Annotated in this window: 9 protein-coding genes and 1 pseudogene; 7 read left to right on the top strand and 3 right to left on the bottom strand. The window is 44.2% G+C overall.

Annotated features, from left to right (window positions below):
- The first annotated feature begins 255 nt into the window (after window positions 1–255).
- The 4 genes and pseudogenes from ACR8BL_RS16995 (at window position 256) to ACR8BL_RS17010 (ending at window position 8,378) form a co-directional block, all read left to right on the top strand.
- Window positions 256–6,348 carry a DUF7601 domain-containing protein gene (locus tag ACR8BL_RS16995; RefSeq protein WP_434748697.1) on the top strand — a complete coding sequence of 2,031 codons (6,093 nt, stop codon included), beginning with the start codon at window positions 256–258 and terminating at the stop codon, window positions 6,346–6,348.
- Window positions 6,349–6,370: 22 nt separating this feature from the next.
- Window positions 6,371–7,147: a class B sortase gene (locus ACR8BL_RS17000; protein ID WP_434748698.1), complete on the top strand. Its 777-nt coding sequence runs from the start codon at window positions 6,371–6,373 to the stop codon at window positions 7,145–7,147.
- A 389-nt stretch (window positions 7,148–7,536) separates the two neighbouring features.
- On the top strand, window positions 7,537–7,833 hold the full coding sequence (locus tag ACR8BL_RS17005; RefSeq protein ID WP_434748699.1) for a hypothetical protein: 297 nt from the start codon (window positions 7,537–7,539) through the stop codon (window positions 7,831–7,833).
- Between the two features lie 142 nt (window positions 7,834–7,975).
- Window positions 7,976–8,378: pseudogene (locus ACR8BL_RS17010) on the top strand (VOC family protein).
- A 165-nt stretch (window positions 8,379–8,543) separates the two neighbouring features.
- On the opposite strand, the gene ACR8BL_RS17015 reads toward ACR8BL_RS17010, so the two are convergent.
- Together ACR8BL_RS17015 and ACR8BL_RS17020 are read right to left on the bottom strand one after the other, a co-directional pair.
- A complete protein-coding gene (locus ACR8BL_RS17015) occupies window positions 8,544–8,783 on the bottom strand; it encodes a hypothetical protein (RefSeq protein WP_434748700.1) in 240 nt (79 codons plus the stop codon).
- Between the two features lie 340 nt (window positions 8,784–9,123).
- Complete coding sequence (locus ACR8BL_RS17020; protein WP_434748701.1) at window positions 9,124–9,753, bottom strand: hypothetical protein; 630 nt, start codon at window positions 9,751–9,753, stop codon at window positions 9,124–9,126.
- Window positions 9,754–10,237: 484 nt separating this feature from the next.
- Here ACR8BL_RS17020 and ACR8BL_RS17025 point away from each other — a divergent pair, with 484 nt between their 5' ends.
- Window positions 10,238–12,367 (top strand): 5'-nucleotidase C-terminal domain-containing protein, encoded by a 2,130-nt coding sequence (locus tag ACR8BL_RS17025; protein ID WP_434748702.1) that lies wholly within the window; start codon window positions 10,238–10,240, stop codon window positions 12,365–12,367.
- Between the two features lie 203 nt (window positions 12,368–12,570).
- Window positions 12,571–12,906, top strand: a complete 336-nt coding sequence (locus ACR8BL_RS17030; protein WP_434748703.1) for a hypothetical protein — start codon at window positions 12,571–12,573, stop codon at window positions 12,904–12,906.
- Between the two features lie 130 nt (window positions 12,907–13,036).
- On the opposite strand, the gene ACR8BL_RS17035 is transcribed toward ACR8BL_RS17030, so the two are convergent.
- Complete coding sequence (locus tag ACR8BL_RS17035) at window positions 13,037–13,765, bottom strand: YheC/YheD family protein (protein WP_434758259.1); 729 nt, start codon at window positions 13,763–13,765, stop codon at window positions 13,037–13,039.
- Window positions 13,766–14,008: 243 nt separating this feature from the next.
- Between ACR8BL_RS17035 and ACR8BL_RS17040 the strand changes: the two genes are divergently transcribed.
- Window positions 14,009–15,277: an L-lactate MFS transporter gene (locus tag ACR8BL_RS17040; RefSeq protein ID WP_434748705.1), complete on the top strand. Its 1,269-nt coding sequence runs from the start codon at window positions 14,009–14,011 to the stop codon at window positions 15,275–15,277.
- Window positions 15,278–15,364: the final 87 nt, after the last annotated feature.

Consider the following 15,364-nt stretch of genomic DNA (forward strand, 5'->3'; position numbering starts at 1 on the left):
GATTCGCAACCCATATTTTAACGCTAAAAATACAGCACGTATTCGATGGAGGCGATTCAGTACGAATCATGTTTAAACGGCATATATACCATTGTTCAGAATTTGGTCAGACCTCTAAATTTATAATGACTAGGTGTGCCATATAAAATTGATGAATTTCATCAATTTCCTGTTGTAAGGAGAAAAACGGGCAGGGGACAGAGAGAACGTTTTGGGTTTCTGCCAAAAATCTTAGAAGTGGAGGGGACTTTCGTATTGAAACAAAGACGCAATGTAGGTAAACCGATATTGTCCTTATTTCTGGCAATTGTGCTTGTGCTGCAGACGGTGCTGTTCTCCACTGCTGCATATGCGGAGAGTGTGCCTAATGATACTGAAGTGGGAGCGGTTAGCGAGCCCAATTCGCCGATTGTGGACGAACCATCCGAGGAAACGGTTAACGAGCCCGACTCGCCAATTGTGGACGAATCATCCTCAGTATCTGAGGAAGAGCATGATGTACCGGACAATGCCATAATGATGATGGCAGCGGTCCCAACAGACAAAACAGCGGTATTTATGGGATCTAATTCATCCTTTCCGTTGGAAGTGAAGCAGGGAGATGTTGTTGTTAATCCGAACGGTATTATTAAGGGGCGACAGCCTTTTACGCTTAAATCAGAAGGGCTCAAGGTACCCGTCAATGGGGACGATTCCAATCCAACGAATGCAGATTCTGAGAAATACATTCAAAAGGGTGACTGGATTGAGCTGAAAAGAGAAGATCACTTTAAGGAAGTAGTACTTCCGACAGCGACCAGACCCCTCTATGCACAGACTGACTCAGGCACCAAACAGTTGGGTACGACCTATTTTACTCCAAACAGCATTCGAGTTGTCTTCGACGGTGATGATAACTTTTTCAATGGTGTTGGACGAGGTATTACCTTCAGTTTTGAAACTACCGCCGAGGCGGATGTAAAGGGATTGGAGTATGGCGAGAAAAAGCCTGTCGACATCTTTGGTAGCACATATCAACTGGAGAATCCGGATGTTACGGCGGAGTATAGTATCACTCTAATCTCACCTGGAATGGTCAAATGGGATCAGTATAGTTATCGCGTACTTCAACTGGCTCAGTTCGTAGAAGGTGCGGTAACTTGGCAGTCAACCGTATCCGCGTCTGACAAGTTTGATAAAACGATCAAATTACCATTAGACGGGAAGACATTTTATACGAATCCCTCAACCTATAATACGGGCTCTGGTAATTCACGCGGTATTTATGTGGAGGGTTCCTTCAAAGTTAACGATCAAAACGTAACCCCAGTCATTGGAGCAGACGGATCGCTGACTTACATTTTCCCATCGGGAACAGGTCCGGAACCCAAAGTGGAATATAAAACCTGGATCCCCAAGGAATCGTATTATTACGAGTATCGGAACCCACCAGGCAATCTGGGGCGTAGCCACCAGGATATGAATGGTAAAGTGGAACTGAGGCAAGACAATAGCATGCTGGTACAGGCTGGACTGGAGATAACTTTTGCTCCCGACTGGATTCAATCCAGTGCCTCATACGATCATGCGAGTGAGACCATTATCTGGAAAGTCATAGTTAACCAATATAACAAAAGAGGGTTGAAGGACTTTACGATTACCAACGTTTTACCTGCCGGGCTGAACTTTTTATCGGCTGAATGGCAAGAGGATGGCTCCGAATCTGGATTAACACCCATTACACCAGATGCAAACGGCGTATATTCTTTTGGAAATATTAACGGTAAAGTGAATCTATTTATTAAAAGTAAAGTAATAAGTGGTTCCAGTTTCAGAATCGACCCTCGTGCCAACTGGAGTTTGGATACACCTACTGGTATACAGAACAACGATGTGAAGGCGGGTACGAGACCTGCAGCAGTAACGGACGAGGCCACCGTCAACATTGGTGCGCATAATTTCACAAAATCAAGCGCTGTTTCAATAGAGGATTATAATCAAGGCGGCATCACATGGACGGTTAACCTTGCTCCACAATATGCTCTGCCGAATGCAGCAGTATATGATGTCCTGGTACATGGCGGTAATTTGGACGTCTTGGACAATGCCGTAGATGTAAGTGGTGAAGTGAGTGCAGAAACCATTGCGAAGATCAAAGCAAATGTAACTTCCGCGCAGCTTTGGAAGCAGTATAAGACGGGAACGCTGAAGACGAGTGCAACCGATCTGACGATGAAATCCATCCCTTTAACCGTAGACGGTAAAGTGGTGGCGGATTTGATCAAGGTGACCGGATACACGGACAAGGCTGCATCTTTCAGCTTCCGTGCCCTGGAGACCAACCCGGATATCCTGTTTAGGCAGGACATCAATGTAGGGAAAATAAGCTCAAATCGGGCTTTGCTCATGGACGGTGAAACCGTAAAACAAGCGCAAAACAGCGCCAATCTACATCTGCGTATGCTGAACAAGGATATGCTCTTTGCTTCGAGGCCATTGAAAGTAGATGGCATGCTTGAAAATGTTAGCCCAAATAACGTTAACAGTTACATTAGAAACGATAGTAATGATGCATGGACGATTTCTGCTTATGATCGGACAACCAAGACAGTCACCTTCCGTCTAGGAGTAAACATGCCTGGATATAACACAGAAGAAATGGCTAAAGATGGCGGTAATCGAGTCATTAGTAATATGAAGTTAGTGGACACATTGCCTGAAGGCTGGGAGTTTGTTCCTTTTTCGGAAGGTAAAGATTATGAGCTTTGGAAAGGATTTTCCGACAACGGTGCAGGTACAGAATACGGTACGAGAAACGATGCCAAAACTATTATTGAACCAGGCACTGATGCTCATGTCGTAAGCTCCTTCACCCATAATGGCAACGTAGGAACGTTCACTTTCTCTAAATTGGAAAGTCCTTATGTTATCTTGGTGAAGGCAAGACCTTCTAACGAAGCTTTAGAGGAATATTTGAACGAATACACGACCAACGGCACGGACAAGCAAGTGTTATATAACAAAGCTGACCTCCATATGTCTTGGGGTGGAGTAGAAAAGATTCTCTCTGAACAGCGTAAGATTATCGTGCCTATCCAGACTTTGGGTAAGTCGGTGACTAAACCTGTTCCAGGTGTGTTGGAATGGACAGTAAACTATACTCCGCCATTTAACATGAAGCAGGGCGTTTATCTGGAGGATACCCTGGGTGCAGGCATGAACCTACGTTATGAAGTTAACGGAAAGCTTGTGCTGACATCACCTAGTATGGCAATCTATCCTGCTAAGCTAACAGCTAGTGGTACTCTGGAACGAGGTGAAGCCCTTGATCTGAGCGACCCTAATGCTGAAGTTCAAGTAGAGGTTGCACCAGGTACAGAAGGCACTACCGTTCTCAAATTCAAAATGAACAACCCGAATAAGTTTTACCAGTTTGTATACCAAACTGAAGTTGATCCTTCGAAAGCGAAAGCCGGAGACAAAATGGGCAACGAGGTAAAACTGAAGGGTGATGACAGTCTGAGTGCTGTCAGTGCCAGAAGTGAAAGTACACTGGACAGTTCGGATGTAGCAGGTAGTTCAAGCTCGAATGCTTTATTACCTCTGAGAAAAGTAGATCCGAATGGAAATCCGCTTAAAGACGTAGAATTTACACTCTATAAAAAAGACACTGGAACTACAGTTACCAAAGGGAAAACCGATAGTTTAGGGAAACTTAATCTGCTATTCCCTGACCCAGGCTACTATGAGCTGAAGGAAACGTATATTGACACAAATACCTGGTTGCCAACGACAAGGATTTATCAAGTATATGTAGGAAATACACCAGGGAAACCACTCTGGGTAGACGGAGTGAAAGTAACCTCTGATACTCCGTTGGTTGTGCCTACACCTGCCCAAGGCAAGCTGACCATTACCAATAAGGTAGAAGGCAACGGCAGTAATCCGAACAAAGGATTTGTATACACCGTAACCTTCACTGGTGAAGGTAAGGACGGAGACTATATCTATAAGAAATCGGATAATACGTCTGGAACGTTCAAAAATGGAGACAAGATCGTCCTCAAGCATGGGGAATCTGTATTACTTCCTGCGTTGCCTGCGAATCTGGTCTATACCGTGACCGAGGACGATTATACGACCGTTGATGGCTATACAACTACACCTGATACGAAAGAGTTTTCTGGCTCCATTGTGAACAAAGGTGATCATAAAGCGGACTTCATCAACGAGCGAATCGTCAACAAGCTGACCATCAGTAATACGGTTATGGGCAACGGTGGCGATAAGACGAAGGAGTTTGAGTACACCATCCACTTTGAGGATACAGGCAAAGATGAAAGTTACTCTTACCTGAAGTCGGATGGCAGTACAGGTAAGATGAAGTCCGGCGATACCTTCCGCCTCAAGGATGGGGAGACAATGGATGTTTCGGGTCTGCCTAAACATCTGAGATACACCGTTACCCAAAAAGATTACACAACGGATGAATACATGACTAATCCTGAGGAACGGTACTATACCGGAGTCATGAAAGGTATCGATGAAGATGCCCCTTTCACGAACGTACGAGTCTTGAAGGGTGGCCTATTCATCAGCAACACCGTTAAAGGCAAAGATGACGACAAGAAGAAGCTGTTTAAGTATACAGTTACCTTCACGGGCGAGGGATCAGATGAATCTTACGTCTATGAGAAGTCAGATGGAAGCAAGGGTACAATCAAGAACGGAGAGAGCTTCGAGCTTACAGATAGTCAGACGCTCGTAGTGCAAGGATTGCCAGCATCTCTCAAGTATACGGTAACCCAGAACGATTATACGAATGATGGTTATGTAACAGATCCTGAAAATTTCGTTCACACAGGTACCATTCCAGAGAAAAAAGTGGCTGAAGCTAAATTTGCTAATACCCGCCCGTATCTGGAAGGTGTGCTGCGTGACAACAACACAGGAGAAGTCATTCCAAATGCACCCATTACGGTGACCGATCTGAAAACAGGTGAAAAGCTTCAGATTGAAACAAACGATAAGGGTGAATATTCGATCCCAGCCGTAGCGGATACGGACTATACAATCACGTATACAAAGTTGTATCGGGTAGGCGGGAAGGATGTACCTGTCGAGTTTACGCAAAAAGCAAATGTGAACAGCAGTGTGACGGATGAGACCGTTCCAGCGGATATTACGGCCGTAGGTATCATTCTGCTCAAACAAATGGACGGAACCACAGAGTTATTTAACAGCTTGTATACCAGCCATATGTATATCTACCTGAAGGACAGAGACGGTAATTATATTATGGAGAATGGTAGTCCTAAGGCTTTTCCAATGGCATCGAACGGAACATTTTCTGTGGAAGGGTTAAGCGAGCAGAAGTATACAATGGAAGTTCGTTATCAAGTGCAGACTGGTGAGGAGTTGCTCCTCAAAGTGACGCAACTTGACGTGAAAGCTAACGGAGAGTTGAATATCTCTGAAGAATTAGTTGACCCTTATGGTACGGTCTATGATGAAACTACAGGGAATGCGACCACGGGCAAGAAGATTGAAGGAGCCAAAGTTACACTGTATTATGCGGATACACAGCGGAATAGAGATAAAGGCCGCATTCCGGGTACAAAAGTAACACTTCCAGCGGTTCCGAATTTCCCGCCGCACAACAACAAGAGTCCAGAGCAGGATAGCGATGTCAATGGATTCTATGCGTACATGGTATTCCCTGAAGCAGATTACTATCTGGTCGTAACGAAGGACGGATACGAAACGCACACAAGCGGTACAATTTCAGTAGATTTTGACATTGTCAAATACGATGTGCCAATGAAGCCGATCCGTTCAGGTGGTGGTTCCGGCGGCAACAGCGGAGGCAACAATGGCAACGGTGGAACCAACACGGGTACCCCAGGAACGAACACTGGCAACAGTGGAACCGACCCTGGTATCCCAGGAATCAATAATGGTACTCCAGGAACGAACAATGGGAACGGTGAGACCGATAATGGTATTCCAGGAACCAACAACGGTACTCCAGGAACGAACAATGGAAACAATGGAACCGATAACGGTACTCCAGGAACGAACAACGGCAACAGTGGAACCAATAACGGTACTCCTGGAACGAACAATGGAAATAATGGAACCAATACGGGTACCCCAGGAACCAACAGTAGCAACAACGAAATCAACAACGGTAACACTGGAGCGAGCAAAGGTGACCATGTTACGGATAACGTTAGCAACGAGTTGGACGATGCTCCAAAAACAGGAGACAACAGTGTATCGCCAATGTTCTATATGATTATGGCACTGATGTCCTTGATCACGATCGCTTTCTGTCTGCTCGGTAACAAGAAGCAAAAGCACATTTAATGACCGGAAAGGCGGTAAGAACATGAGCAAAACCAAAAAAATTCTTATCGCCATTTCCTCCCTTGTGTTGGTGTTTTCTCTGATTGGTTTTTCGAGAACGCTGCTGCGAGATTATGTTGAGCAACAGAAAATAGATGAGTTGGCGAGCATGTGGGAGGAAGGGTCGAATAAAAACGGAGGGGATGCAATCCCCTCTTTTTTGTTCAAAAAGAAGAATAAGCAAGTAATGCTTCCTGAATTTCGAGCCCTTTACGAGCGGAACTCGGACATTGTGGGATGGCTGAAGATTAACGGCACTCGAATTGAGTACCCGGTCATGCAAAATCCGCGGGATGCGGAGTATTATCTTAATCATGATTTCGATAAAAAGGAAACCCAAGGTGGCCTTCCTTTTTTGGACAGGCATAGCCAGATCAAGGGTTCAGATATTTTGCTGATTCACGGACATCATATGAAAAGTGGCTGGATGTTTAAAGATCTAATGAAATACAAGAGTGAAAGCTTTTATAAAGAGCACGCTACATTCGAGTTCAGCACGCTTTACGAAAAGGAAGAATACGAGATAGTGGCTGTGATTCTGTCCAAAGTTTATCGTAAATCAGATGACGTGTTTAAATACTATCAAATTGGGGATGTACAGACGTCCACCGAGTTCGATTCATATGTTCAGAATATCAAAAAATTCGCTCTTTATGACACAGGTGCAACAGCTCAATATGGTGATAAACTTGTTGTACTGTCCACATGTGAATATTCCACTGAAAATGGGCGGCTAGCGGTAGTTGCTAAAAAGCGTTAAGTTCGATGAAAAACACGAAATGAATGGGTTCCATCTCGCGTGCTCTCTTTAGAGGACGCGATTTTTTTGTCCCCTAACTTTTAATGAAGTTTCAGGAATGAGGTTATACGTAGGTGGATTAGAGACAAGTCTTCTTTATAATGGAGATGAGGGCTATGCATATCAGATTCTGGAGAGGGAGTTGTAAAGTGACGATAGAGAAACAAGCGAATATTTTGACAACTAGATCAGAGTCTGTTCTTTATCATGCCAATATCTATTTGGTTTTGGTTCGCTATATATTTTCGCCAAAATGGGTAGAGAAGTACAACATCCTGTGGCCGGATTCTGTCAGTTTTCTTAAGTGAAATAACGAATTTCTTAAGCGCAGTAGATGAAAATCGCAAGTCATGAAAGGAAGAGTGATCACTTTGAGGTACACCGAATATGTCCGTATAAAAACAGGCAGCGCCCAATCTGTAGGGACGTTTGGCAATAGCATCTATGCATATGAGATTTTAACCGGCTTAACAGACTCCCCGGAGTACCATCAGATTTCAAAGGAGGAGTTCGACTCGTTCGAAATGTGGTCTGAGGATCATGCAACGAATAATAAAAAACTTTATGAAATCCTTGGCCGTCCTGTCCTCTGTAGTGGTTATTTGGGGAGAGGGGAATTGGATACCTCGTTGCTTCGTGATATGTAAGTCCAGAACAAAGCCTATAAACGCTACTGACATAACGTTGTCAGTGGCGTTTTTTTATAATCAGATCAGTACAGCAAAGGAGACAGGTAAGTAACAAGACTTAGGGAGAAATAATGAAGAAGATTAGGAAGGATGATCTGTTGTGAATTTTGCTTCTGTACGTATGATTACTGACGATGTAGATGGTCTTGTGGCGTTCTATGAGCATGTTCTTGGGATTTTAGCGGAGCGCTCTGCTCCTGTATTTGCACAATTTGTTTTACCATCATGCACGCTTGCGATTGGTCACACCCAGACCACAATATTATTTGGAGTGGACTCTTTCAAATGCAGCCGGGGCCATGAATCATCCAGTCATTTTGGAGTTCCATGTTGCCGATATCGAAGCTGAGTATCTACGCTTAGAAAGCTATGTTGATCATTGGATACAGCAGCCGACGACGATGCCGTGGGGGAACCGTTCGATGCTGTTCCGCGATCCGGAGGGCAACCTGGTGAACTTTTTTGAACCGGTAACCGAGGAAGCAATTCAACGATTAAAATGAGGGACATTGATCCGTAAATAAACACATAAAAAACAGCTCATCATTGCGAGGAGTTTCCAGATAGGTTTGCAAAACTAGAAGTCCCCGTAATGACGTGGGCCGTATTCGAAGCTTTCCGACCGTAACAATTAAAATGATAGTAGTGAAAATCAAATATTTTGCAGTTTATCCTACGCCATCACTTTCTAACAGGGAATAAAAATTATCGCGGTCTTCATCATCGAATTTTCCAAGCGTCCGTACCTTGACCATTTCATGCCCGCCAAACAGGTCGATCTCCTCGCCATAACTGTTGTAGAGAGCAATCATATTGCCATCCTGATTTATCTCCATATACCCGTAGCAAGTTGCCTCAGGCACCTCACCATAAAAGAGCAAAAATTGGATTTTATCCACGCTATTCATGTAGAGCTCCTTTCTTAATTCTTCATCAATCTGAACAATATTTTACGTGATACCGGATGAATTGATAAATGTGATATTGCCCTGCATATCCGGAAATTCATTACTGTATAGAAAGCAAAGGGGGGGCTCTCTCGTTATATCACTCCTACGCACATTATTTCTTGACGAGATGGGATTTGGGGAGTATTATAACGTGCCGGTTTTTACAAGAAGGTTGATCTTAACCCGAACGGGCTTGCACAGCGAATAAAAGCCGAAGCGGGGATGAACCCTGCTTCGGCTTTTTTCATATACCCATAGTGACTATTCTTCACCTAGAGTCCGCTAGTGCATATCCCTCTTAATACCCGCTCGTATTGGAAGCCCAGACAGGAATCCAGCTATTCGGGTAGTATTGGTTGGTCAGAGTAGTATTGTAGAGAACCAGGTTACCATCACTTTGCATGATGAGAGTATCACCTGTTGTATTTACTGGCAGCCCGCTTCCGTGGTGACCTGGAATCCATGCTTCCGTATTCATAGACCAGACAGCTACTATTTTGGATGTATCAAGCCCCCAAACTTTATCCCATCCCCAGCTCCCGACATATTCATATCTGAATGTGACAGGGTTATACACATAGCGATAAGCATATTGGTACACGTCTTTATATGCCCAACCGTATCCGTACATTATAGGTCTACCATACTGTTGATTAAATTGGAAAGATTGTGCAACGACGTTGACGTGTGTATTACTGCTCCAAATCGAAGAACCATTTTTATAGATTACAAAATTTCCGTCGTTCTGCCAAACAGCTTTAAATCGGCCATCTTGGGACAGGAGATAGTCTTCCTTTTGCATGCTCTGACCGACCAAGAGTTTATCTCCGAGATAGCCTGCAGAGGCTGTCGCAGGTACAGCAAAGGCCAGAATCAGTAAACAGGCGATAAAAATACGAAAAGATTTTGGGGAAAATAGCTTTTTCATGGGACACACTCCTATACTCCTTAGAATGGTTGAAACCTCTTGCACAGTAAAGTAAACACATACATTTGTTGCATTATGCAGCAAAGCGTTTGGTCAGGAGTGGTGAAAGAGCAATCAACACTTCCCCCAGTAGTGATTCACGGGACATCCATATGTACAGCGCTCTCAGGGTCACCTCCTTTAATAGAAATTGAAATGTTAGAATATAGGGTTGTTAGCTCAACATGCTTTATAGAAGTTTCAGGAAGGTGTATTGGAAGAGGATTATTCTTTTAACAGAGTTGTAAAGTGATTACAAGAAGAATATATAACATATTATTCCACTATAGCAATAAAAAAGTTGAAATGCATATTTTTCAATTTAAAGAAACCGATCAATCTCGTAAAAATTTTTACATAGATTTAATATAAATGGACACTTTTGTGAATTAAACTATGGTAAAATATCTCAGGATCTGAAAATGGAGAGGGGATTTGTTTACTCATGTCTTGGAAAAAAGTTTTGGGGAAAAGTACCATTCGTTTGGCTGCTGCTACACTATTACTCACTCAGCTATTCGGTGCAGCAGGCTCGGTTTCTGCAGCAGGCAAAGATGTAGAAGTACATTTAATAGGAATCAATGACTTTCACGGCCAGCTAGATACGACTTCTGTGGTTGGTGATAAGAAGGCAGGATCAGCTCCAATTCTAGCAACCTATCTCAAAGAAGCTAGGGCCAAATACGAGCATTCCCTCTTATTCCATAACGGGGACTCGGTTGGCGCATCCGCTCCAGTGTCATCTCTTGATCGTGATGAGCCTACGATGGAATGGATGAATATGATGGGCTTTGATGTGGGTTCCCTGGGTAACCACGAATTTGACCAAGGGATCGCAGCATTGAAGGCACAAATTTTTGGCGGTCTTGATCCAAAAGAAGGCAAAGTAACCCATGCCGGTGCAAAATTTGATTATGTGAATGCAAACGTGATCGAAAATTCCACAGGTAAACCCCTGATTAAGCCATATGTCATCAAAGAAGTAGGCGGCATCAAAATCGGATTCATTGGACTCGTAACGAAATCAACGCCAAACAAAGTATCTCCAGCAGGTACGGCAGGTGTACGTTTCTTGAGTGCGGAAGAAGAGGTTGCAGCTGTTAATAAATACGCAAAAGAATTGCAAGACCAAGGCGTAGAAACGATCATCGTCCTGGCACATGACCCAGCATCCACCAAAGAAGGCGTAACGACTGGAGAAGCGGCTGATCTGGCAAAAGCTTTGCCTGCAGACTCTCCTGTTGATGTCATCGTTGCGGGTGACAATCACGCTCTGGCGAACGGTGTCGTGAATGGCAAGCTAATCGTGCAAGCATACTCTTATGGTACGGCTTTTGAAGATATCAAGCTGATGATTGACCCTGTTACCGGGGATGTAGCTGAAAAATCAGCTACTGTAACAACAACGTTCCAAGAGGGTGTAAAAGAAGACCCTGAAACACTCGCTATCATTAAAAAGTCTTTGGACAAGCACCCTGAGCTGACTAAGCCAGTAGGTACAACAGATGGCTCTGTTTTGCGTAAAGATGCTTACAATAACGAAGCACCACTGGGCAACCTGATTGCAGACGCTATGCGTCAAGCAGACTTTGGAGATAAAGCAAGCAAGGCTGATTTTGCATTCATGAATCCAGGTGGTATCCGTGCAGATCTGCCAAAAGGTGATGTGACCTTTGCGGATTTGGCTAAAATCCAACCTTTCGGTAATACACTCGTGAAGTTGGAGCTGACAGGTGAGCAGGTGAAAACATTGCTGCAACAGCAATGGGGTACCAATGCAGACGGTACACCAAACACAAAAACTTTGCAGATTGCTGGTTTGAAATACACAGCTGACTTCAGTAAGCCGGTTGCTGAACGTGTGACGGCTCTTACGCTGGAAGATGGTACACCGATTGATCCTAAAAAATCATACACGGCTGTTGTGAACAATTTCATGGCTGCAGGTGGAGATAACTACAAAGTGCTGCTGGATGCAAAATCCTCCTTGGCTGGCCCAATTGATCTGGATGTGTTCTACAAATACATCACAGATACATTCAAGGGTGGCGATATTCAAGCTAAGAAAGAAGGACGTATCACAAATCTGGCTGTCACTACAGAGCCAACAGAAACACCAGCACCAGTAAATAATGAACCCATTTCTCGTGCTGAATTTGTAACTGCTCTTGTGGATCTGTTGAAGCTTAACGAAGTATCTACAGCACCTGTGTATCAGGATGTTTCTCCTAATGCTGCATATGCAGATGCAATTGCAGAAGCTTCCAAAGCAGGATTCATTCAAGGCTACGGCGGTAGCTTCTATCCTGAGCGTGATATCACTCGGGAAGAGGCAGCAACAATTTTGGCCAAATTGGTGAACAGCCCGGCATCCGAAGCAAAGGCAGCAACGATTATTGCTGGTTTTGAAGATGGAAAATCCGTATCTGCTTATGCAGTGAAGCCACTGGCGAAACTGATTGATAAAGGTATTTTCAGTGCAACAGACAAAAAAATGCTAGAGCCTAAGCAAGGTCTTTCCATGAACGACGCTAAAGCATTCATTCAAAAAGCAGTTGTGGCGAAAGCTTCCTAAGCTTTCTGGTTTTCAGCTGCACCTCAATAAGGGTCTGATCATCGTGCAACGGGACCATACATTGCAGCAAAACCACTCGCTAATCCAAGCGGGTGGTTTTTTTTATTGGACAGACGCACTTTCTCAGCCTTGTCCACGTCTATCCCTCACCAAAATTACTCTATTGCATCTAATAAACTATCAACAAAAAGGAGGTTTTGAGAATGGGAAATCGTAGACCTACAGGTGGTTATGATCCAGTTCAGATTTATAACTCTACTCCGTTTAATGCGTATGGAACGGTTGAGTATGCATCCATCTTCTGTAGCAATGACCGTTACAGTGTTCAGCGTGAGGGGACATGGCAGGCTTCTGGGCGTGGTGTGTGTCTGTTAACCCGAATTACAGCAACTGTGATCACACCGAGTGGAAATATTGAGGCTGAACCGTACACGTCATCAGGGACATCATACAGCCAGTTTGCTATTATTCAGGTCGGCCCGAACCAGTTTCGGGTAACGCGTGTGGTAGGCTCCGCTAGACATCGCCGGAAATGTTAGGATGATCAGTAATATGGTAGAGCAAGGCGAGATCAAGCAGATTATCGCGTGAAAAATATCTATGCAACGCAAAGAAGCGACTCTCCAGATCAACGGTGAGTCGCTTCTTTGCGTCGTAAAGCTTTTAAAATTAGTGTTTCTGGTACCACAATATTCGGCGATACATCGAGGAATCTTTCAAGCGCCGAAAAGGGCGCAGATCAGGCCGATAATTGCCTTCAATGATCCAGACCCGGCCTTTCTTATCGATGCCGATATCAAAACCGATTTGTCTCAGATCAGGGTAGTGCACTTCCAGGCTCTTGGCAGCCAGCAACACAGTACGTTCGACTTGGAGCAGCAACTTGCGTCCCCCGATACGTGCTAATTGCAGCGCTTTGAGCGCAGGGATGGTGCGATTAGTCACATTGGTTATCAGGTATCCGCGTGATGCGACCTTAGCGTAGGATCCGGTCACCTTCCAAGCGGATGGGGTTGCCGTTTGGCGTTGAACCATAATTCGAAGATCAAACGGCCTTTGCTGAATGCGAGCTAAATATAGACGCTGCTGAATAATATACTCACGATTCTTGTCGATTTGATCAAACCAATCCTGCAATTCATCTCTGTTTTGCATCGTAATGGTGTTATTCTCATTTTGGATGTGGTAGGTGCCGTTCTTCAGACACCGGATGAATATAATGTCTCTTCCATAACGTCCATCGCAGGGTTTCAGCACGACACTCGAATGTTGAAGCAGCATATGGTGTAATGTTTCTTTTTCCAGCAACAGTGTTTCTGGTAGTCGCCGGGCAAGTTTAGGTACATTGCTGAGGGCACGATACTGCAGCCATTTGTCCCGTTGGACTAACATTGACATCACAGCCTTTGGTCAGGGTCAAATCAGGGTCTACGACTCTCCTTTCATTTTAGTCTAAACCCGTGTGTGGTATAAGCCACCATTCGTCTATAAATGATAGGCCCTTCCCCATATTGAACCACTGCAAAAAATCCCCTATAAAGATATACGTGTTGTCATAGATGGATAGGAAAAGCTGTGCTACACTTTATCGCATAAGTTAGTGAATAATTTCACAATACAACATGAGGGGAAACGATCTCAGTGGAACTGACAAAAAAGAGATGGATTATTCTGGTTGCAAGCTGCTTCATTAATCTATGTATAGGCTCCATCTATGCATGGAGTGTATTTGCTGCACCGATGGCTGCTTATCTAAGTGGTCTCACCGGGCGTACATTAACACCAGGGGATCTGGCTATTGTTTTCACCATATGCAACTCCGTCGGGCCGATTACGATGATATCGGGTGGATGGATTAATGACAAGTTCGGACCCAAAAAGGTCATTCTGATTGGCGGATTATTATTTGGGGGAGGTATGATTTTATCCGGTTTTGCGACTTCTGTAGGTTTTTTGGTATTTGCTTACGGGATTGTACTTGGCTTGGGAACAGGGATGATCTATGGGTGCACCATCAGCAACTCGATCAAGTTTTTCCCGGATAAACGCGGATTGGTTGGGGGAGTCACCACGGCTGCCTATGGATTAAGCTCTGTAATCATTCCTCCGATTGCCAATATATTCATCAGTAACTCGGGTGTAACCTCTGCATTCTTTATCATTGGGAGCGCCTTTCTTCTTATTATCTGCGTGGCTTCATTCTTTATTGAGAAATGTCCAGCCGATTTTGTTCCGATAGGTTGGACACCGAAGGCAGCCAATCTTGGCCGAGCTGTGAGAGAAGATAAGAACTGGAAAGGCATGCTGGCAAGCCCGATCTTCTACGTTATGATCTTGCTGCTCATCAGTGGAGCTTTTGCCGGACTGATGTGCGTCTCCCAAGCCTCACCGATCGCTCAGAAAATGGTGGGATTGTCGGCTGCTGCTGCAACAACAGTTGTTTCTGTCCTGGCACTGTTTAATACAGGTGGCCGGATTTTGGCCGGATATATCTCAGACAAAATCGGCCGAATCAATACCCTTGCCATTGCGTCTCTGTTATCTGTAGCTGGGCTGATTATGCTTTATCTTTCAGGAGAGAGCAGTGTAGTGACATTTTATATGGGAATTTCGATGATTGGTTTAAGCTTTGGATCTCTGATGGGCGTATTCCCTGGCTTCACTGCAGATCAGTTTGGGGCCAAAAACAATAGTGTGAATTATGGAATTATGTTTATCGGCTTTGCACTGGCAGGGTATTTCGGACCGTCAATCATGAGAAATGTGTACAGCGCGGATGGCAGCTATCAGAGAGCCTTTATTATTGCAGCGATCTGTGGCTTGACCGGATTTATTCTAACTTTTGTATATAAGTGGTCCGTCAAAAATCAGAACAAGCGAGCAAGTAACAACCATAAAGTGACTGTTTAAGGAAAAGAAACTCAGGTAGATATGACAAACCCGAACCACCCGTTTAATAATGGGGGTTCTTTGTTATTATATGAATTTACTACAGGA

Source organism: Paenibacillus amylolyticus, from assembly GCF_051136285.1.
In the GTDB taxonomy this organism is placed as follows: Bacteria; Bacillota; Bacilli; order Paenibacillales; family Paenibacillaceae; genus Paenibacillus; species Paenibacillus amylolyticus_F.